Origin of the sequence: Kitasatospora sp. NPDC127035 (assembly GCF_042726075.1) — a bacterium.
Lineage (GTDB): Bacteria > Actinomycetota > Actinomycetes > Streptomycetales > Streptomycetaceae > Kitasatospora.
Map to the genome: position 1 here is coordinate 1 of NZ_JBHXDN010000081.1, position 18,808 is coordinate 18,808.

Consider the following 18,808-nt stretch of genomic DNA (forward strand, 5'->3'; position numbering starts at 1 on the left):
CGGGAGGACGGTGTCCCGTCCTCCCGCGCCGCCGTTCGTTCCCGGAGCCGGGTTCAGCGCGTGGCGCGCAGCTCCGGGAGCTGGATCAGCTCGGTCTCGTCGTGGGGGGTCAGGTCGACCACCTCCGGCCCGGCCGTCTCCCCGGGGTCCGCCCCGGCGCCGACCTGCGGCAGCACCTGGGTCTCCGCCTCGGACCGCTCCCGTCCGGCCGTCGCCCGCGCCTGGGCCTGGGCCTGCTCCTGGGCCGCCCGGGCTTCCTGGGCCTGCTGCCGGGCCTGGGCCTCGACCGCCTCGTCCCCCACCACGTCCGCCAGGTCGGTCCGCTCGCCGAGCTCCGCGACACTGCCGACGGCCTGCGCCGGAGCGGCCGGCCGGGCCGGCGCACCGGAGCCGCGGCCGAAGAAGCTGAACCCCTGGCCGCGCACCGCCGAGGACTGCACCGGTCGGGGGCGCTGCCGCTCGGCCGGCACGGCGGGCGGGGCGGCGGGCGCCCCGCCGAGCTGCCCGACGGTCGCCGTCAGCACCGGCCGGACCGGCGCCGCGGGAGCCACCCGCGCCGCCGGAGCCGCGGGCGCCGCCGGGACGGCCGCCGCGGAGGGCCCCGCCTCCCCGGGAGCGGGCACCGCGGGCACCACCGGAGCCGGAACCGTCGGCGTCACCCGTGCGGGGGCCGCGGCGGGCACCGGCACCGCGGGCGCCTTCGCGGGCGTCGTCCGGGGCCGCAAGGTGACCTCCGCACCCGCCGCGCGCTCGGCCTCCCGCTGCGCCTCCCGTTCCCGCTGCGCCTGCAGCTGCGCCGCGCGCCGCTCCAGCTGCCGCAGCACGGCCCCGGCACGGACGAACGCGGCCGGACTGGCGGGGTACCTGGGCCGGCTCGCGGCGAGCGCCCGCTGGGCCGCCTCGGCCTCCTTGAGCGCCTGCTCGGCGACCGACACGGCGCGTTCCTTGAGCAGCCGGGCGATCTCCGTCTCGGCCTTCGCGAGCCGGGACTTCTCGGCGGTCAGCCGGCGGCCGAACCGGGTCGCCCGCTCCTCGGCCACCTCGGCGGCGTACTCGGCCTCGGCGAGCTGCTCCTCGAACCGCTCCTCGGCCCGCAGGCGCTGCGCGACGGAGAGTTCGGCAGCCGCCCGGGCGGCCCGGTCGCGCTGCCGCAGCAGCACCGCGATCCCGAGCGTCGCGAGCACCGCCGCGACACCCACCGAACGGACCAGGACGGTGTCCTGACTGACAAGCAGCGCGGCCAGCGCGGCGACGATGAGCACGCCGGCGGCGGTGGGGGGAAAGACCCGGCCGAGGACGGAGGAATGACGGTGGCGTCCGCGAGACATGCCAAGAAACTAGCGTGCGAATTGGGGCCGTGTCAGCCCAGGGTCCGCTTTGGCCCTTGACACCGCGCCGGCTTTACCGGACGCACCCGGGGGATCACCAGGGACCGGCGGGGAACGCCCGGTCAGCGGTGGGTGGCCGCAGGCCCGCGCCCGCCCGGGTCGTCGTGGTTCTCCGGCAGCTTGCAGACGTGCTGCAACCAGAGCGCCGCCGCGATCACCGCCACGCCGGCCAGCACCGCGAAGCCGGCGGTGATCGCCTGGTCCTTCCGGGCCGGCACGTCCAGCTCGCCGAGCAGGTGGATCCCGGCTCCCGCGTAGATGCCGGTGACCACCGCCGAGACCAGCGCGCTCGCCTGGCCCAGCACCACCGCGCGGGCCGCGCCCAGCGGGTCGACCCGCTTCGCCCCGGGCTGCCGGTCGCGGGCCGCCTTCAGCCGCGAACGCAGCGACAGCGCGGTGGCGAGCAGGATCACCGCCACCGCGGCCAGCACCACCGGTGCCGCACCGGGCACGGCGGGCAGCGTGTCCAGGGAGGACCAGAGCTTGGCACCGGCCCAGGACAGCGCCGTGGTCGCGGCGGTGATGCCGACCAACAGGCGGAGGCGAAGCAGCTTCACGCGGACAGGGTCCTTTCCCGGGGCAGCGGTGACGGGAGGCCGCCCCCGGGCACGGGCACGGCGGCGCCAGGCCACCGTACCGGGCTCGGCCCGAAGGACACCCCCCGTACCAGGACGCCCACCTGTTCGGCGCCCACCTGTTCGTACGGCCGGGACCCCCGCCCGAGTTCCCCGGCCGGCGACGGCGACGCCGCAGGACCCGGGGCGGGCGGGGCGGACACTACTCCGGCAGGGTCAGCCCGATGTCCTCGCGCCGCCGGACGCCCTGGGCGTCCGGGCCGCCGAGCGCCGCCAGCAGGTCGGCCACCGGCCCGTGGCCGGGCACCTCGGCCTCCGGCTGGGCGTCCAGCCACGGGGCGAGCACGAAGGCCCGCTCGTGCGAGCGCGGGTGCGGCAGCAGCAGCTGCGGGTCCTCGCTGGTGACGCCCTCGTAGGCGAGGATGTCGACGTCCAGGGTGCGCGGACCCCAGTGGACGGTGCGGACCCGGCCGAAGGCGTCCTCGATCGCGTTGCCGCGCTCCAGCAGGTCCCGCGGGGGCAGCGAGGTGCGGAGCACCACCACCGCGTTGTAGTAGGCGGGCTGGTCCTCGGGGCCGCCGACAGCCGCCGTCTCGTACACGGCGGAGACGGCCTTGATCCGGAGCCCGGGGGTGTCCGCGAGGGCGTCCACGGCCCCCTGGAGGGTGTCCAGGCGGTTGCCGAGGTTGGAGCCGAGGGCGATCACGGCGCAGCGCTGGCCGTGCAGGGTGGTGTCGACCGAGTCCACCCGGCTCTCCAGGTCGAACGCGCTCGGCGCGGCGGTCGGGTCGGTCGTGCTCATGCGCCCGCCCCGTTCCGCCCGGCCCGGACGGTCACCCGGACGGGCCTTTCGGTGAGTCGCTCGCTTCGGTCGCTCATCGGGACTTCCTCTACAGCTGGAACGGGCTCGGCGGCTGCCGCGGGGCGCGCGGTGGTGGTCACGCGCGGGCCCGGTGGATGGTCACGGTCACGTCGTCGAACGGCACGGTGATCGGGGCGTCCGGCTTGTGCACGGTCACCTCGACCTCCTCGACCGCCTCGTGCTTCAGGCACTGGTCGGCGATCCGCTGGGCCAGGGTCTCGATCAGGTCGACCGGCTCGCCGGCGATGATCGCGGTGACCTCCTCGGCCACGACGCCGTAGTGCGCCGTGCGGGTGAGGTCGTCGCCGGACGCGGCGGGGCGGGTGTCCAGGTACAGCACCAGGTCCACCACGAAGGTCTGGCCGTCGACGCGCTCGCGCTCGAAGACGCCGTGGTGACCCCGGGCGCGCAGGCCCCGCAGGGTGACGCGGTCCAGCAAACGAATCACTGCTCCCAGTCGGACTGGCCCCACCCCGGAAGGGTGTGGGCAGGCAGGGCGGAGACGGGCGTCGCGCCCGACACTCCGATTTCGAATCTACCCGCGCGCGCCGACAACACCTGACCGTCCTACCCGGCACGAACCGTCGCCACGCGCGCCGGAATGGCGCTTGACGTGAACGTTCGGTGACCGTCCGGGAATTCCCGGACCACCGCCGGGCGACATTTCCCGCCCGTTCCCGGAATCAGTCCTCTTCGTCCTCGTCGGCGCTGGTCAGAACGGGTGAACCGTGATGGGACCAGACTTTCCACCCGGCCGGGGTGCGGCGGAAGAGATTGGTCGAGACGACCTTTCCGCCGACCAGCGGGCCGAGCTCCCCCTCCTCCTCCGCCTCCCCGCCGGAAAGGATGTTCTCGGTGCACGTGACAAGGGCCACATCGCCGTGCACCTCGGCCTCCTCGTCCGTGAGGATGAACTGGATGTACTCGGTGTTCGCCATGATCAACATGTACGAGCGGGTCACCTGGGCCCGTCCGCGCAGCACCGGCCAGCCCGGGTGGACGCAGACCACGCCGCCCTTGTCGTCGGCCTCGTCGGCCCCGAGCCAGGCCTCCTCGACCGCCTCCAGGTCCCCGTTCTCCAGCGCCTCGTAGAGCGCCCGGTTGGCCTCCAGGGCCGCCTCCCGGTCCGCCTCGGCGGCCTGTCGGCCCGCGGTCTCCCCGCTCAACCTGCCGTCACCTGCCATGACCCTCCCGTCCTCCCTGCCGGTCACCCCTGCCGGGCCGCGCGCTGCCAGGCCGCGACCACCCGGACGGCATCCGCCGTGCCGGACACGTCGTGCACCCGCACCGCCCAGGCCCCCGCCCTGGCCGACAGCACCGACACCGCAGCGGTCGCGTCGTCGCGCTCTCGGGCCGGGCGCAGTTCCCCGGTTTCCGGGTCGGCGAGCAGCGTACCCAGGAACCGCTTGCGCGATGCGGCGACCAGGACGGGCCGGCCGAGCGCGGTGAGCGCGTCGAGCCGGCCGAGCAGCTGCCAGTTGTGCTCGGCGGTCTTGGCGAAGCCGAGGCCCGGGTCGAGGATCAGCTGTTCCTCCTTGGCCCCGGCGGCCAGCAGCGCCTCCATCCGGCCGGTGAGCTCGGCGACCACGTCGGTGACGACGTCGTCGTAGACCGCCAGCCGGTCCATGGCCGCGGACTGCCCGCGCCAGTGCATCACCACGAAGGGTGCGCCGGTCTCGGCCACGACCCGGGCCATCGCCGGGTCGGCCAGCCCGCCGGAGACGTCGTTGATGATCACCGCGCCGGCCGCCACGGCCTGCTCGGCGACGGAGGCGCGCATGGTGTCGACGGAGACCGGCACCCCCGCGTCGGCCAGCTCCCGCACCACCGGCAGGACCCGGCTCAGCTCCTCCTCCTCGGGCACCCGCTGCGAGCCGGGGCGGGTGGACTCGCCGCCGACGTCGACCAGGTCCGCGCCGCGGGCGCGGAGCGCGAGCCCGTGGGCGACGGCCCGGGCCGGGTCGTGCCACAGGCCGCCGTCCGAGAAGGAGTCGGGGGTCACGTTGACCACGCCCATGACGGCGCAGCGGTCGAGCCGCGGCAGTCCGGCCGGCAGGGAGAAGGGCACCGAATTGCTCATAACCCCATTATCTGGCCGACGCCATCCGGTCACGCGGCAGCCCACCCCGGACGCCGGTCCGGCACCGGCCGGAGAAGCCGCCGGCCCCCGCCGAGGACACGCCTCGACGGGGGCCGGCGGACCGGTCGGCGCGGCTCAGGCGGCCTCGCCGACCTCCGGCCGGGCGTCGGCCGGCATCAGGCCCTGGCGCTGCCGCTTGCGGCCGATCCGGGGCATGCCGAGCGTGATGAAGGCCTCCGCCTGCATCGCGGCGAACCCGATCCGGGGCAGGTCGCGGGTGTTGGGGAAGACCAGGAACCGGGGCTCCCACTCCGGCTGGAACTTGGCGTTGAACTTGTACAGCGACTCGATCTGGAACCAGCGCGAGAGGAAGACCAGCAGCCCCCGCCAGGCCCGCAGCACCGGTCCGGCGCCGATCCGCTCACCGCGGGCGAGCGCCGAGCGGAACATCGCGAAGTTCAGCGAGACCCGCCGGACCCCCATCGCCGGCACCGCCTGCAGCGCCGCGACGATCAGCAGCTCGTTCAGGCCGGGGTCGGCGGCCCGGTCACGGCGCATCAGCTCCAGCGAGATGCCGTCCGTCCCCCAGGGGACGAAGTGCAGCACGGCCTTGAGGTCGTCGCCGGTCTCGCCCTCCTCCGGGGCCTTGTGGGCGGTGACCACCACGCAGGCGTCGTCACCCGGGTCCCCGAACCGGCCGAGGGCCATCGAGAAGCCGCGCTCGGTGTCGGTGCCGCGCCAGCGGGCCGCGGCGTCGGCGATCCGGTACTTCTCCTCCGGGGTCAGGTCGGAGACCCGGCGCACCTGGCAGGAGTAGCCGTTGCGCTCGATCCGCTTGACCATCTGGCGCACGTTGCGCATCGCCCGCCCGGAGAGCGAGAAGGTGGCCGTGTCGACGATCGCCTCGTCCCCCAGCTCCAGCGCGTCCAGGCCCGCCTCCCGGGTCCAGACCTCGCCGCCGACCTCGCTGCAGCCCATCACGGCCGGCACCCAGGCGTGCTCGCGGGCCTCGGCCATGAAGACCTTGATCGCGCCGGGCCAGGCCTCGACGTCGCCGACCGGGTCACCGGAGGCGAGCATCACCCCGGAGACCACCCGGTAGGAGATCGCCGCCTTGCCGCTGGGCGAGAACAGCACGCTCTTGTCGCGGCGCAGCGCGAAGTAGCCGAGCGAGTCCCGCTCGCCGTGGCGCTCCAGCAGCCCACGGACCTTCTCCTCGTCCTCGGCCGTCAGCTCCGGCTTGGGCTTCTCCGGGCGCAGCGCCAGGTACGCGGTGGTGAAGGCGGTGATCAGGCCCATCCCGCCGAGCAGGTAGGCGACCAGGTCGGAGACCCGGTCCGAGGTGTAGTGGACCTGTCCCTCGAAGCCGAACAGTCCGTAGACGACGTGCTCCAGCCGCTCGTACAGGCCGGCGTGGCCGAGCTCGTACCCGGTCCGGGTGGAGACGACCAACAGGCCGAGCAGCACGCTGACGGCGCCCATCACGACCAGGTTGACCACCGCCCGCCAGCGCGTGCGGGGGTCCGCCTTGGCGTAGAACTCGCGCCGGTGGACCAGCACGACCACGAACAGCACCAGCGAGATGACCGCCGGGCCCAGCTGGTGCCAGCGCAGCAGGTGCAGCGCGGCGCCGATCGGCAGCAGGACGCAGACCGCCCGCCAGGCACGCCGCTTGCGCCGGCGCAGCGCGTGCGCGAGCAGCACCAGCAGCAGGCCGACCATCAGGGTGCCGGCGGCGGCCAGGGTGGTGGTGCCGCCGGGCAGCTGCCCGGCGAAGGTGTGCACCTTGGTGTGCCGGAGCTTGGGGAACACCGCGCTGGCGACGTCCACCAGCCCGATCAGCAGACAGGCGTAGCCGACCGCACCGGGCAGCCAGGCCCGGGGTACGGCGGCCGCTTGGGTACGAAGCGTCTGCAGGCCGCGACGGCGGGGCGGCTGCTCGGGGCTCGGCTCAACGGACACGGGAACGCTCATGGAGGTTCAGCGTAGAGGCTTCGGAGCGGTGTCCTGTCACTCCGGGGGAGGAGCCGTGATGGACCTTCATGCGATTTCCTTCATCAGGCAAGACGCACACCAAGGAACCGGAAACGAAGGGTAAGCCGAAGCCCTGGGGGCACTGCGATTGAGCCGAGGGGTGGGTGCCGGAGCCCCTCGCCGCGTGGCGCGACGGGCCCCCGCGTACGCGGTACGTACGGTGGACGCCGCATTCTAGGGCGTCGGTTGCGCACTGCGACCGGCGGCCTCCCGGGCCCTCCCGACGTCCGGACAGCCTAGCCGCGCTGGCCCCGGCTGACGCACCGCCAGACGATGAACCCTGCACCGACAGTGTCCCACCGGAAGGCCCACGGCATGGAACTGACCAGCGACGCGCTGATGAACTCGCTCCTCGCCCTGGGCTCGGCGGCGCTCGTCGCCACCCTCTGGATCTGGCCCAGGCTGGCGCGCCAGCGCCCGCTGCCGGTGCTCGGCCGGGTCGGACTGATGACGGTCACTCAGGTGTCGGTCCTCGCCGTGATGGCGCTCGCCGTCAACAACTCCTTCGGCTTCTACACCACATGGAACGACCTGCTCAGCTCCGGCGGCACCAAGCTCGCCCTGACCAGCAACGAGAACCACAAGGGCGGAGCGACCCCCGACGCACTGCTCCAGCCGACCAACGAGGGCGGCATGGAGACCGTCGGCGACCTGCCGAAGGGGCCGCCCGAGGAGGTCGGCAGGGTCGAGTCGGTCCGGATCACCGGGAAGGAGACCGGCCTGTCCGACCAGATGTTCGTCTACCTGCCGCCCGAGTACTTCGACCCGAAGTTCGCCCTGGTCCGCTTCCCGGTGCTGCTGGCCATCGCCGGCTACCCCGGCACGACGCTCAATCTGATGAAGGACCTGCCGGTCGTCCAGACCGCCGCCGAGCTCCAGCGCACCGGCAGGATGCAGCCGACCATCGTGGTGCTGTCCCGTCCGACCGTCTCCGCGTCGCGCAACACCGAGTGCGTGGACGTCCCCGGCGGGCCGCTCGCCGAGTCCTGGTTCACCAGGGACGTCCCGGAGGCGCTCCGCTCCGCGTACCGGACCAGCCGCTCGGCCGCCGCCTGGGGCACCTTCGGCTACTCGACCGGCGGCAGCTGCGCGTTCCGGCTGGCGATGCGGTTCCCGAACGTCTTCGGCGCGGCCGGCGGCCTGCACGGCGACTTCAAGGTCGTGGAGGACCAGTTCACCGGCGGCAGCCTGTTCGGCGGCGACGCGGCGCTGGCCGAGCAGAGCGACCTCGCGTGGCGGCTGCAGAACCTGCCCGTCCCGGCCCTGTCGATGCTGGTCGTCTCCACCCGCAAGGAGGCCGACTACCCGCGGACCGTCCAGTTCGTCGACCTGGCCCAGCAGGTCGCCGCCGCCAACCCCCAGTTCACGGTGGAGTCGCTCTACCTGGACGACGGCGGTCACAACTTCGAGAGCTGGGTGCGCGAGCTGCCCGCCTCGCTGGAGTGGATGGGCCACCACCTCGGCTAGGGCAGCCGGGTGACTACCGGCCGGTCGGGCGGACCGCCCGGCGCCCCGGGGGAACGCATCGAGACCGCCCGGCCGAACGGCCGGCACCGTCCCGGATCCGGGCAGGAGGCCCCATGCTCAGCACCCGATCACTCTTCGACGAGATCTACCGGAACGACGAGGCCTATCAGCTGTTCTGCAGCATCGCAGCCGGCGGCGAGGACCAGGGCGGCTGGGAGAACGAACGGATCACCGTCCTCACCCTCGACCCGGTGCTCGCCCCGAAGATCGCCCGGCACGGCGCCGACGAGCGCAAGCACGGCCGGATCTTCACCCAGCTGCTGAACAAGCGCGGCCTGCCCAGGATCGACGTCCCCGCCGAGGCCGACTACTGCATGCTGCTGGAGCGCCAGGGCGTCGGCCTCGCCCACGAGCGGCTCACCGGCGACGTCCCGCTGACCGAGCGCGAGATCATCACCTACCTGGCGCACAGCCGGGTCACCGAGCAGCGCGCGGCCGAGCAGATGCGCCAGCTGGTGAAGGCCTACGGGGACAACCCCGACGTCGGCCGGGCGATGCGGATGATCTCGGCCGACGAGGACAACCACCTCGCCTACTGCCACGAGGAGCTGCTCCGGCTTGTCTCCGAGGGCCACGGCCCGTACGTCCGGCACGTCCTGGAGACCTGCGCCCGCGGCGAGATCCGCACCCACCGGGACGTCGGGCTCGCGGTGACGTCCCGGATGGCGCGGATCCTGCGCTGGCCGCTCTGGCAGCGGGCCGTGGTCACCGCGGGCGTCCACGCGCTCTACCTGTACGACCGGTCGTACGGCTGGCGGCGGATGGTGCGGCTGCGGATGCCCGCGCGCCGCAACGCGCTGGGCACGCCCGCTCCGCCGCACGCGGTGTCCGACGCCCAGGAGGCGCAGGAGGCGATCTGACCGGCGGCCCGCGGCGCCGACCCGGTCAGCGCCCGATGATGAGGCTCATCGCCTCGGCCCGGGTGGCCGGGTCGCGCAGCTGGCCGCGCACGCAGGACGTGATGGTCTTGGCCCCGGGCTTGCGGATGCCCCGCATCGACATGCACATGTGCTCGCACTCGACCACGACGATCGCGCCGCGCGGCTCCAGGATCCGCATCAGCGCGTCGGCGACCTGGCTGGTGAGACGCTCCTGGACCTGCGGCCGGCGGGCGTAGACGTCGACCAGCCGGGCCAGCTTGGACAGGCCGGTGATCTTGCCGCTCGTGGACGGGATGTACCCGACGTGCGCGACCCCCCGGAACGGGACCAGGTGGTGCTCGCAGACGGACGTCAGCTCGATGTCCTTGACCAGCACCATCTCGTCGTGGCCGAGGTCGAAGGTGGTGGTGAGGACCTCCTCGGGCTCCTGCCAGAGACCCGCGAATATCTCCTTGTACGCCCGTGCCACCCGCGCGGGCGTCTCCAGCAGCCCCTCGCGGTCCGGGTCCTCCCCCACGGCCAGCAGCAGCTCGCGGATCGCGTTCTCGGCCCGCTTCTGGTCGAAGGTGCCGACGGCGGGCGGACCGTCGAGCGTCACCGGGTCGATCATGCGGGCCTCGCTTCTCGTGGGACTGACTTGGCTGAACAGCACGGATGCCGCGCCTCCAGGGTACAAACCCTGGTGACGCGGCATCCATTCCGGCGGGTGCCCGTGCTGCCGGTCAGCCCTCGGCGGGCGGTTCGGGCTGCAGCGGCGGGACCTTCGCCACGTCGGCCGGGGCGGCCTCGACGGCGGCGGCGCCGTAGGTGAGCGCCAGCTCCTTCGGGGACTGCACCGGCGGGCGGGTCGACGGGGTCCGACGGGCGGACCCGGTCCAGGCCGGACGAGCCGGGCGCTTCACGATGTGCGTGAAGATCTCGGCGATCTGCTCCTTGTTGAGGGTCTCCTTCTCCAGGAGCTCCAGGACCAGGTTGTCGAGCACGTCGCGGTTCTCGACCAGGATCTCCCAGGCCTCGTTGTGCGCGTTCTCGATGAGCTTCTTGACCTCTTCGTCGACCAGCCCGGCGACCTCTTCCGAGTAGTCGCGCTGGTGACCCATCTCACGGCCCAGGAACGGCTCCGAGTTGTCGCTGCCGAACTTGATGGCACCGAGGCGCTCGGTCATGCCGTACTGGGTGACCATGGCCCGCGCGGTGGCGGTGGCCTTCTCGATGTCGTTCGAGGCACCGGTGGTCGGGTCGTGGAAGACCAGCTCCTCCGCCGCACGCCCGCCCAGCATGTACGCCAGCTGGTCGAGCATCTCGTTGCGGGTGGTGGAGTACTTGTCCTCGTCCGGCAGCACCATGGTGTAGCCGAGGGCCCGGCCGCGGGACAGGATGGTGATCTTGTGCACCGGGTCCGCGTTCGGAGAGGCCGCTGCCACCAGGGCGTGGCCGCCCTCGTGGTACGCGGTGATCTTCTTCTCCTTCTCGGACATGATCCGCGTGCGCTTCTGCGGACCCGCCACGACGCGGTCGATCGCCTCGTCCAGGGTGTTGTTGTCGATCAGCTTCTTGTCCGAGCGGGCGGTCAGCAGCGCCGCCTCGTTCAGGACGTTCGACAGATCGGCACCGGTGAAGCCGGGGGTGCGCTTGGCGACGGCCGAGAGGTCGACGTCGGGCGCGATCGGCTTGCCCTTCTGGTGCACCTTGAGGATGTCCAGACGGCCCTGGAGGTCGGGACGCTCGACCGAGATCTGACGGTCGAAGCGGCCCGGGCGCAGCAGCGCCGGGTCCAGGATGTCCGGGCGGTTGGTGGCCGCGATGAGGATCACGCCGCCCTTGACGTCGAAGCCGTCCATCTCGACCAGCAGCTGGTTGAGGGTCTGCTCGCGCTCGTCGTGACCGCCGCCGAGACCCGCACCGCGGTGCCGGCCGACTGCGTCGATCTCGTCGACGAAGACGATCGCCGGGGCGTTCGCCTTGGCCTGCTCGAAGAGGTCGCGGACGCGGCTGGCGCCGACACCCACGAACATCTCGACGAAGTCCGAACCCGAGATCGAGTAGAACGGCACCCCGGCCTCGCCCGCGACGGCACGCGCCAGCAGGGTCTTGCCGGTTCCGGGCGGGCCGTAGAGCAGCACACCCTTGGGGATCTTGGCGCCGACGGCCTGGAACTTGGCCGGCTCCTGCAGGAACTCCTTGATCTCGTGGAGCTCCTCGACCGCCTCGTCCGCGCCCGCGACGTCGGAGAAGGTGGTCTTCGGGGTGTCCTTGGTCAGCAGCTTGGCCTTGGACTTGCCGAACTGCATGACGCGGGAGCCGCCGCCCTGCATCTGGTTCATCAGGAACAGGAAGACCAGAACGATGATCACAATGGGCAGCATCGACAGCAGCAGGCTGACGAGGGTGCTCTGCTTCTCCGGGCTGACGGTGTAGCCCTCGGAGAGCGTGCTCTGGTCGTTGTCGTTGATCTGGGCCTGCAGCTTGTCGGCGATCGCAACGCCCTGGTCCCCGATGTAGGAGGCCTGGAACTTGCTGCCGGACTGCGGCTTGCCGGTGCCCACTGCGGGCAGCTTGGCACCGTCCTTCAGCTGGATCTTGATTGTGCTCGAGTCACCCGTGGTGATCTGCGCCGACTTGACCTGCTTCGCGTCGATCGCTGCGACGACCTGCCCGGTGTCCACCGTCTTGTAGCCGTTCGAATCCGAAACGACCTGCATCAGCACGATGACGGCGAGGACGGCCAGCACGATCCACATGATCGGCGCACGGAAGTATCGCTTGACGTCCATCCATGCGGGGCGTTGCCGCCCCGTCCCTCCTGCCACTCAACGGCGCCGCGGGGCTGTGGGCCGCCGGCGCATCCGGTCTGTGCTCATGTGAAGAGCGGTTTTATTGGACCGTACCGCAGTACGACCCGCTCATGGCGGGAGCACAGCGACACGACAGTGTTTCTCTGTTCCCCCGACCCAACGGGCAGGAACGGCCAACCGTTCCCGCCCGTCGTCCGAACGGGGTCAATCAGCCGCCGTAGACGTGCGGGGCGAGCGTGCCGATGAACGGCAGGTTGCGCAGCTTCTCGGCGTAGTCGAGGCCGTAGCCGACCACGAACTCGTTGGGGATGTCGAACCCGACGTACTTGACGTCGATCTCGACCTTGGCGGCGTCCGGCTTGCGCAGCAGCGTGCAGACCTCCAGCGAGGCCGGGCCGCGCGAACCCAGGTTGCCGAGCAGCCAGGAGAGGGTCAGTCCGGAATCGATGATGTCCTCGACGATCAGCACGTCACGGCCGGCGATGTCGGTGTCGAGGTCCTTGAGGATACGCACCACGCCGGAGGACTTGGTGCCCATCCCGTAGGAGGAGACCGCCATCCAGTCCATCGTGACCTGCGAGTGCAGGGCCCGGGCGAGGTCGGCCATGACCATCACGGCACCCTTGAGGACGCCGACGATCAGCAGGTCCTTGCCTGCGTAGTCGCGGTCGATGCGCTCGGCCAGCTCCAGGAGCTTCGCGTCGATCTCGTCCTTGCTGATGAGCACCTTCGCGAGGTCAGCGCCCATGTCGTTCTGGTCCACCGGGGATACGTCCTCAAACGTGTCGGGGTCTGGATGGCCGGCGGCCGGCTTCCCCGGGGCACACCAGCCCGTCAGTCGCCCTGTCGCCGAAAGACCAGCGTGCCACACCGCCGGGTGGCTTCGACGCCCCCGGGTAGGTGCAGCGGTCCCTGGCCGCGCCATCCGGTGACCAGCAGGTCGATCGTTTCGAGGTGCCGGGCGAAGAGGTCCCCGGCCGGGCAGCCCGCGCGCAGCGCGGCCCGGCGCAGCACCCTGCGGCGCACGGCGGAGGGGAGTTCGGCCAGCTTCACGGCGTCCAGGGTGCCTTCGCCCGTCCGGAGGTCGCGTTCGGCCAGGGAGGCCCACTGGTCCAGCGCGTCGGCGTCGTCGCGGAACAGCCGGGCGGTGCGGGCGAGCGCCTCGACCACGCCGCCGCCCAGGTGCTTCTCCAGCACCGGCAGCACCTCGTGGCGGACCCGCGAGCGGGTGAAGGCCGGATCGCAGTTGTGCGGGTCGTCCCAGACCGGGATGGACTGCGCGGAGCAGGCCTGCCGGGTGGCGGCCCGGTCCAGTTCCAGCAGCGGGCGGCGGTAGCGGCCCTTCTGGGCCGGCATCCCGGCCAACGAGCGGGAGCCGGAGCCGCGGGCCAGGCCCAGCAGGACCGTCTCGGCCTGGTCGTCGCGGGTGTGGCCGAGCAGGACGGCGACCGCGCGGTGGCGCTCGGCGGCCTCGTCCAGGGCGGCGTACCGGGCGTCGCGGGCGGCGGCCTCGGGGCCGCCCTCGCGGCCGACCTGGACCGGGATCGCCTCGACCGGGTCGAGCCCGAGCTCGCGGAGCCGGTCGGCGACCTGGGCGGCCCGGTCGGCGGATCCCGCCTGGAGGCCGTGGTCGACGGTGACGGCGCCGACCCGCAGACCGATCTTGGGGGCCTCGAAGGCGGCCGCGATGGCCAGGGCCATGGAGTCCGCGCCGCCGCTGACGGCGACCAGGACCAGCGGGGAGCCCGGCGCGGCGGGGGTGCGCGGCAGCCCGGACGGATGGCGGTGGGCGTTGCCGATCAACGTGGTGCCGACGGCGGCGACGGCCAGCGGCACGCCCCCGGTGCGTTCACGCGGCTCGCGGACCGGGGCGGTGAAGGTGGAGCCGGCCTCGGTGGCGAGGTCGGCGAGGGTACGGCGTACGGCCAGGCGTATCGCTGCGACGGCGGGGTGAGGGCCCACGGCGGACGACTCCTCGGCAGAGGGGGACAGGACGGCTGTGGGCGCGGCGGGGACCGCGCATCCATGCGCACCGCGTTACCGGGCGCTCACAGATGGTGGCAGAAAGGAGGCACCCGCTACGCCACCCGCGCCACCGGTACGACCACCGTCCCACGTTCGGGTGAATGGAGAAACGTATCTTCACCCGCCATCTGCACGACTGGACCACTCGTACGAACGGGTTTGACCGCGCGCGACCACCCTTCGGACCGAACGCCCCGCCGAGACGGTCGTCCGCCCCCGCTCCCGGCCCGTCCCGGGCGGCCGAAGGTCCGCGCCGGCCCGCCGAGGACGACGCCCTCCGGCCCGACGACGGGCACGGAGGGCGGGCGGACGGCGGGACGGAAGGGGTTACCGCGCGACCCGGGCGACCCAGGCGGCCGGGTCGTGGACCTCCTCCTTGGTCGGCAGGGTGTTCGGCGAGGTCCAGACCCGGTTGAAGCCGTCCATCCCGACCTGGTCGACCACGCCCCGGACGAAGACCGCGCCGTCCTGGTACTGGCGGAGCTTGGCGTCCATGCCGAGCAGCCGGCGCAGCACCAGGTCGAGCCGGTTGGCGCCGCGGTCCCGCCGCTGCTGGAACTTCTCCCGGATCTCCGCCACGCTCGGCACCACGGCCGGGCCGACGCCGTCCATCACCACGTCGGCGTGGCCCTCCAGCAGCGACATCACGGCTGTCAGCCGGGCGAGGATCTCGCGCTGCGCCGGCGACTGGACGATCTCCAGCAGTCCGGCGGACGGGGCGCTCTCGGCACGGCCGCCGAGTCCGGGCAGGCCGCCGCCGAGCGTGCCGGCCGCGTCGCGCAGCCGGTCCAGCAGCGCCCCCGGGTCGACGTCGGTCTCGGACAGGAACGACTGCACCTCGGACTGGATGTGGTCGCGCAGCCAGGGCACCGCGGTGAACTGGGTGCGGTGGGTCTCCTCGTGCAGGCAGACCCAGAGCCGGAAGTCGGCCGGGTCGACGTCCAGCTCGCGCTCGACGTGCACGATGTTCGGCGCCACCAGCAGCAGCCGGCCCGGGCCTGCGGTCTCGGGGCCGAGCCGCGGCTTGTCGAACAGGGCCGCCGGGCTGTCCGGCGTCTCCAGCGAGGACTCGGCCGGGGCGAAGGTCTCGTACTGGCCGAGCACCTTGGTGGACAGGAAGGCCAGCAGGGCGCCGACCTCGATCCCGGTGGCCTTCTCCCCCACCGTGCCGAAGACCCCGGGGCCGGAGCCGTTGGCCCGGCGCGCCTGGAGCTTCTCCACCAGCGGCTGGACGATCGTGCGGAACCCCGCCACGTTGGCCCGCACCCAGCCGGGGCGGTCCACGATCAGCACCGGGGTCGCGACCGCCTCGGCCAGGCTGCTGGACCGCATGCCGGTGAACTCCCGGACGTGTTCCTCGGCCTCCAGGGCGTGCCGGCGCAGTTCGGCGACCACCGCGGCCGCCTCGGCCCGGCTCACCTCCGGCCCCGGCCGTACCAGCCTGGTCGCGGTTGCGACCGCGAGATTCCAGTCGACCATGTCAGCACCGCCGCTCGCGCTCGTCATGCCCTCACCGTACGTGCTCTCGTCCGCCGGGGGGAGCCACAGTGGCCGGTCAGTGGCAGCCGCAGGCCGCCAGCCGGGCGACGATGCGGTCCATCGCGGCGCGGGCCGCGTCGACGGGGGCCCCGGTCCGGGTCATCACGGCGAAGGAGAGCAGCCGGCCCTCGGCGTCCACCACGGTGCCCGCCAGGGTGTTGACGCCGCTGAGGCTGCCGGTCTTGGCGCGGACCAGCCCGGCCGCGTCGGCGGCGCCGGATCCGGCGCCGAACCGCTTGCCGAGGGTGCCGGTGAAGCCCGCGATCGGCAGACCGGTCATCACCGGTCGCAGCGCCGGGTGCTGGTCGGCGCCCGCCAGCGCGAGCAGCCTGACCAGGACGACCGGCGGGATCGCGTTGCCGGTGTGGAGGCCGCTGCCGTCGTTGATCACCACCCCGGTCATCGGCACGCCGAGCCGGGCGAGTTCCTGGGTGACCGCGGTGGCGGCACCCTCGAAACCGGCCGGCTGGCGGGCGGCGAGCGCGGCCTGACGGGCGATCGCCTCGGCGAGGGTGTTGTCGGAGGTGGTCAGCATCCGTTCGACCAGCCGGGCCATGGTCGGCGAGTCCACCCGGCCGAGCACGGCGGCGTCGGCCGCGGCCGGGGCGGACGCCTGCTTGGCCTTGCCCTGGACGGTGATGCCCTGGGCCTTCAGCAGGCCGGCGAACGCCTCGGCGGCCTGGCCGGCCGGGTCGGCGAACCGGGCCGGCGCGTCCTCGCGGCTCTTCGGGTCGACCTTGCCCTCGTCCACCATCAGGGAGGTGACCAGCGCGATGTTCTCCCCGTCGTGGTTCTTGTGCTGCGGGTTGCCCGAGTAGAGCGAGAGGTCGTAGTCCAGCGAGACGGTGGTGGTGCCGGCGGCCTTCAGGGCGGTGGCGGTCTGCCGGGCCAGCGCGTCCAGCGACGCCGGGGCGGTGTCGGGGTCGGCGGGCAGGCCGGCGATCTGCACCTGGTCGGCGGGCAGCGCGGTCAGCGTGGGGTCGCCACCACCCACGAGGGTGATCCCGCCGGGGGCCGCGCCCTTGACGACCCGGGTGGTCAGCCGGGTCTCCGCCGGGATCAGCGAGAGGGCCGCGACCGAGGTGGCCAGCTTGGTGGTGGAGGCGGGCGTGGCCGGGGTGTTCTCCCCGCTGCCGTACAGGAGCCGGCCGTCGGCGGCGTCCGCGACGGCGAGGCTGACGGTGCCGAGGTTCCGGTCGCCGAGCACGGGGGCGAGGGCCTGTTGGAGTCCCTGCGCGGTGGGCAGTCCGGCGCCCGGGCCGGCCTCGGCGGCGGCCAGCACCGTGCCGGCGGCGGGTGCGGGGCGGGCGGCGGAGCCGGGGGACGCCGAGGCGGACGCCGCCCCGGGCGTGCCGGTCGCGGGCGTGCCGGTCGCGGGCGTACCCGGCCCGGGCGTGCCGGTGCCGGGCGGTGCGGTGGACCCGCCGGGCGTGGGCGTCGCCCCGGGCGTCGCGGAAGGCTGCGCGTACGCACCACCCGACGTCAGCACCGTCCCCGCGACCAGCAGTGCCGTCCCGAACAGCCCCGCGGCCGTCCCCCGACGGCGGCACCCCGCCCCAGCCCCTGCGCGCACGACCCGGCCCCTTTCCTGAGCATCCACTCCCGTAGGAGACACTTGGATTCTGTCAGTCCCTACCTTGGAGGAACCGTTGGAGTTCGACGTCCTGATCGAGATCCCGAAGGGCTCCCGCAACAAGTACGAGGTCGACCATGAGACCGGTCGCCTTCGCCTGGACCGGATGCTCTTCACCTCGACCCGTTACCCGGCCGACTACGGCTACGTCGAGGGCACCCTCGCGGACGACGGCGACCCGCTGGACGCGCTGGTCATCCTGGAGGAGCCGACCTTCCCCGGCTGCCTGATCAAGTGCCGCGTCATCGGCATGTTCAAGATGACGGACGAGGCCGGCGGCGACGACAAGCTGCTGTGCGTCCCGGCGACGGACCCGCGCTGGGAGCACCTCCAGGACATCCACCACGTCTCGGAGTTCGACCGCCTGGAGATCCAGCACTTCTTCGAGGTCTACAAGGACCTGGAGCCGGGCAAGTCGGTCGAGGGTGCCAACTGGGTCGGCCGCGCCGAGGCCGAGGCCGAGGTCACCGCGTCGATCAAGCGTCTGGCGGAGCAGGGCGGCCACTGAGTCGTCGTACCGATCTCGTCCGCCCGGCGGTCCGTCCGCCGGAGCGGCTCGGGGCAGGTCGCGGCAGTCGAAGGCCGGGGTTCGCGGGGTTGTCCCGCGGGTCCCGGCCTTCGCCGTTCTCCGGGACTCCCCGGGGGGTACGAATCTTCCCGACACCCTGTCGGCATGACGAAAGATTAGGCTAGGCTAACCAAAGCAATCGGGGGTGTACTCGATACCTGGAGGCCCGCATGCCCATACCCGAGCAGCCCGTCCCGTTCTCCACCGTGCTGCGCACCGCGAGCAGCGCGGAACACGAGGCCGCGGAACAGTCCTCGTTCATGAGCCGGCTCCTCGGCGGGCACCTCGGGGTCGACGCCTACGCCGACCTCACCGGCCAGCTCTGGTACGTCTACCGCGCCCTGGAGGGCCGGGCCGCCGAGCTGGCGGAGCACCCGGTGGCCGGGCCGTTCATCGACCTGGCCCTGATGCGGACCGCCGCCATCGAGCGCGACCTGGCGCACCTGCTCGGGCCCGGATGGCGCGACGCGCTGTCGCCGCTGCCCGCCACCGCCGCGTACGCGGCCCGCGTGGAGGAGCTGGCCGAGCAGTGGCCGGCCGGGTACGTCGCGCACCACTACACCCGCTACCTGGGCGACCTGTCGGGCGGCCAGATCATCCGCGGCATCGCGGAGAAGACCTGGGGCTTCGACCGCAAGGGTGACGGCGTGCGGTTCTACGTCTTCGAGGAGGTCGGCAACCCGGCCGCCTTCAAGCGCGACTACCGGGCCAAGCTGGACGCCGCGGGGCTGGCGCTGGACGAGATCGAGCGCCGCCGGGTGGTCGAGGAGTGCAAGCAGGCCTTCCGGCTCAACGGCGCGATCTTCCGGGACCTCGACACGCGGTACCCGCTGAGCGCCTGAACGACCCCGTACGGCGACGGCCCCGGCGAGCAGCTGCTCGCCGGGGCCGTTCCCGTGGG

17 protein-coding genes are annotated in these 18,808 nt (G+C 73.0%); 4 read left to right on the forward strand and 13 right to left on the reverse strand.

Going from position 1 to position 18,808, the window contains the following annotated elements; all coding sequences use genetic code 11:
• Positions 1-53 precede the first annotated feature (53 nt).
• From ACFWIC_RS35395 to ACFWIC_RS35425, 7 genes are all read right to left on the reverse strand, one after another.
• On the reverse strand, positions 54-1,328 hold the full coding sequence (locus tag ACFWIC_RS35395; RefSeq protein WP_380521047.1) for a hypothetical protein: 1,275 nt from the start codon (positions 1,326-1,328) through the stop codon (positions 54-56).
• 122 nt (positions 1,329-1,450) lie between these two features.
• A complete protein-coding gene (locus ACFWIC_RS35400; RefSeq protein WP_329883956.1) occupies positions 1,451-1,945 on the reverse strand; it encodes a DUF3180 domain-containing protein in 495 nt (164 codons plus the stop codon).
• Positions 1,946-2,165: 220 nt separating this feature from the next.
• Entirely contained in the window at positions 2,166-2,765 is a 600-nt protein-coding gene (gene folK, locus ACFWIC_RS35405) for a 2-amino-4-hydroxy-6-hydroxymethyldihydropteridine diphosphokinase (protein WP_380521049.1), read from the reverse strand.
• Positions 2,766-2,901: 136 nt separating this feature from the next.
• The gene (gene folB, locus ACFWIC_RS35410; protein WP_329949184.1) at positions 2,902-3,261 is read right to left on the reverse strand and encodes a dihydroneopterin aldolase; all 360 of its coding nucleotides are present in this window, start codon (positions 3,259-3,261) and stop codon (positions 2,902-2,904) included.
• A 247-nt stretch (positions 3,262-3,508) separates the two neighbouring features.
• Entirely contained in the window at positions 3,509-4,009 is a 501-nt protein-coding gene (locus tag ACFWIC_RS35415) for a nuclear transport factor 2 family protein (RefSeq protein WP_329883960.1), read from the reverse strand.
• Between the two features lie 23 nt (positions 4,010-4,032).
• On the reverse strand, positions 4,033-4,905 hold the full coding sequence (gene folP, locus ACFWIC_RS35420; protein WP_380521051.1) for a dihydropteroate synthase: 873 nt from the start codon (positions 4,903-4,905) through the stop codon (positions 4,033-4,035).
• Positions 4,906-5,040: 135 nt separating this feature from the next.
• Positions 5,041-6,879, reverse strand: a complete 1,839-nt coding sequence (locus ACFWIC_RS35425; protein WP_329949178.1) for a phosphatidylglycerol lysyltransferase domain-containing protein — start codon at positions 6,877-6,879, stop codon at positions 5,041-5,043.
• A 375-nt stretch (positions 6,880-7,254) separates the two neighbouring features.
• On the opposite strand from ACFWIC_RS35425, the gene ACFWIC_RS35430 reads away from it, so the two are divergent.
• Together ACFWIC_RS35430 and ACFWIC_RS35435 are read left to right on the forward strand one after the other, a co-directional pair.
• Positions 7,255-8,406 (forward strand): alpha/beta hydrolase-fold protein, encoded by a 1,152-nt coding sequence (locus ACFWIC_RS35430; RefSeq protein WP_329949177.1) that lies wholly within the window; start codon positions 7,255-7,257, stop codon positions 8,404-8,406.
• 113 nt (positions 8,407-8,519) lie between these two features.
• Positions 8,520-9,326, forward strand: coding sequence for a ferritin-like domain-containing protein (locus tag ACFWIC_RS35435; protein ID WP_329883965.1), 807 nt, complete (start codon positions 8,520-8,522; stop codon positions 9,324-9,326).
• Between the two features lie 25 nt (positions 9,327-9,351).
• Here the strand turns inward: ACFWIC_RS35435 and folE are convergent, their stop codons facing one another.
• The 6 genes from folE to dacB all read right to left on the reverse strand — a co-directional run bounded on the left by folE (position 9,352) and on the right by dacB (position 17,279).
• Positions 9,352-9,957, reverse strand: coding sequence for a GTP cyclohydrolase I FolE (gene folE, locus ACFWIC_RS35440; protein ID WP_329883966.1), 606 nt, complete (start codon positions 9,955-9,957; stop codon positions 9,352-9,354).
• Between the two features lie 112 nt (positions 9,958-10,069).
• On the reverse strand, positions 10,070-12,121 hold the full coding sequence (gene ftsH / locus ACFWIC_RS35445; protein ID WP_329949176.1) for an ATP-dependent zinc metalloprotease FtsH: 2,052 nt from the start codon (positions 12,119-12,121) through the stop codon (positions 10,070-10,072).
• Between the two features lie 229 nt (positions 12,122-12,350).
• Positions 12,351-12,905 (reverse strand): hypoxanthine phosphoribosyltransferase, encoded by a 555-nt coding sequence (gene hpt, locus ACFWIC_RS35450; protein WP_030059589.1) that lies wholly within the window; start codon positions 12,903-12,905, stop codon positions 12,351-12,353.
• Between the two features lie 71 nt (positions 12,906-12,976).
• Positions 12,977-14,104 (reverse strand): tRNA lysidine(34) synthetase TilS, encoded by a 1,128-nt coding sequence (gene tilS / locus ACFWIC_RS35455; RefSeq protein WP_380356889.1) that lies wholly within the window; start codon positions 14,102-14,104, stop codon positions 12,977-12,979.
• Between the two features lie 390 nt (positions 14,105-14,494).
• Positions 14,495-15,673, reverse strand: a complete 1,179-nt coding sequence (locus ACFWIC_RS35460; RefSeq protein ID WP_380356880.1) for a zinc-dependent metalloprotease — start codon at positions 15,671-15,673, stop codon at positions 14,495-14,497.
• A 49-nt stretch (positions 15,674-15,722) separates the two neighbouring features.
• Positions 15,723-17,279, reverse strand: coding sequence for a D-alanyl-D-alanine carboxypeptidase/D-alanyl-D-alanine-endopeptidase (dacB, locus tag ACFWIC_RS35465; protein ID WP_380521054.1), 1,557 nt, complete (start codon positions 17,277-17,279; stop codon positions 15,723-15,725).
• Positions 17,280-17,355: 76 nt separating this feature from the next.
• On the opposite strand from dacB, the gene ACFWIC_RS35470 reads away from it, so the two are divergent.
• Together ACFWIC_RS35470 and ACFWIC_RS35475 are read left to right on the forward strand one after the other, a co-directional pair.
• Entirely contained in the window at positions 17,356-17,847 is a 492-nt protein-coding gene (locus ACFWIC_RS35470; RefSeq protein ID WP_148643392.1) for an inorganic diphosphatase, read from the forward strand.
• Between the two features lie 230 nt (positions 17,848-18,077).
• Positions 18,078-18,749 carry a biliverdin-producing heme oxygenase gene (locus tag ACFWIC_RS35475; RefSeq protein ID WP_329949175.1) on the forward strand — a complete coding sequence of 224 codons (672 nt, stop codon included), beginning with the start codon at positions 18,078-18,080 and terminating at the stop codon, positions 18,747-18,749.
• Positions 18,750-18,808: the final 59 nt, after the last annotated feature.

Excerpts from the sequence above, each read along its gene's own strand:
- ACFWIC_RS35395 (WP_380521047.1), bottom strand. The coding sequence starts at position 1,328 with ATGTCTCGCGGACGCCACCGTCATTCCTCCGTCCTCGGCCGGGTCTTT.
- folK (WP_380521049.1), bottom strand. The coding sequence starts at position 2,765 with ATGAGCACGACCGACCCGACCGCCGCGCCGAGCGCGTTCGACCTGGAG.
- ACFWIC_RS35415 (WP_329883960.1), bottom strand. The coding sequence starts at position 4,009 with ATGGCAGGTGACGGCAGGTTGAGCGGGGAGACCGCGGGCCGACAGGCC.
- folP (WP_380521051.1), bottom strand. The coding sequence starts at position 4,905 with ATGAGCAATTCGGTGCCCTTCTCCCTGCCGGCCGGACTGCCGCGGCTC.
- ACFWIC_RS35425 (WP_329949178.1), bottom strand. The coding sequence starts at position 6,879 with ATGAGCGTTCCCGTGTCCGTTGAGCCGAGCCCCGAGCAGCCGCCCCGC.
- ACFWIC_RS35430 (WP_329949177.1), top strand. The coding sequence starts at position 7,255 with ATGGAACTGACCAGCGACGCGCTGATGAACTCGCTCCTCGCCCTGGGC.
- ACFWIC_RS35435 (WP_329883965.1), top strand. The coding sequence starts at position 8,520 with ATGCTCAGCACCCGATCACTCTTCGACGAGATCTACCGGAACGACGAG.
- folE (WP_329883966.1), bottom strand. The coding sequence starts at position 9,957 with ATGATCGACCCGGTGACGCTCGACGGTCCGCCCGCCGTCGGCACCTTC.
- ftsH (WP_329949176.1), bottom strand. The coding sequence starts at position 12,121 with ATGGACGTCAAGCGATACTTCCGTGCGCCGATCATGTGGATCGTGCTG.
- ACFWIC_RS35460 (WP_380356880.1), bottom strand. The coding sequence starts at position 15,673 with ATGACGAGCGCGAGCGGCGGTGCTGACATGGTCGACTGGAATCTCGCG.
- ACFWIC_RS35475 (WP_329949175.1), top strand. The coding sequence starts at position 18,078 with ATGCCCATACCCGAGCAGCCCGTCCCGTTCTCCACCGTGCTGCGCACC.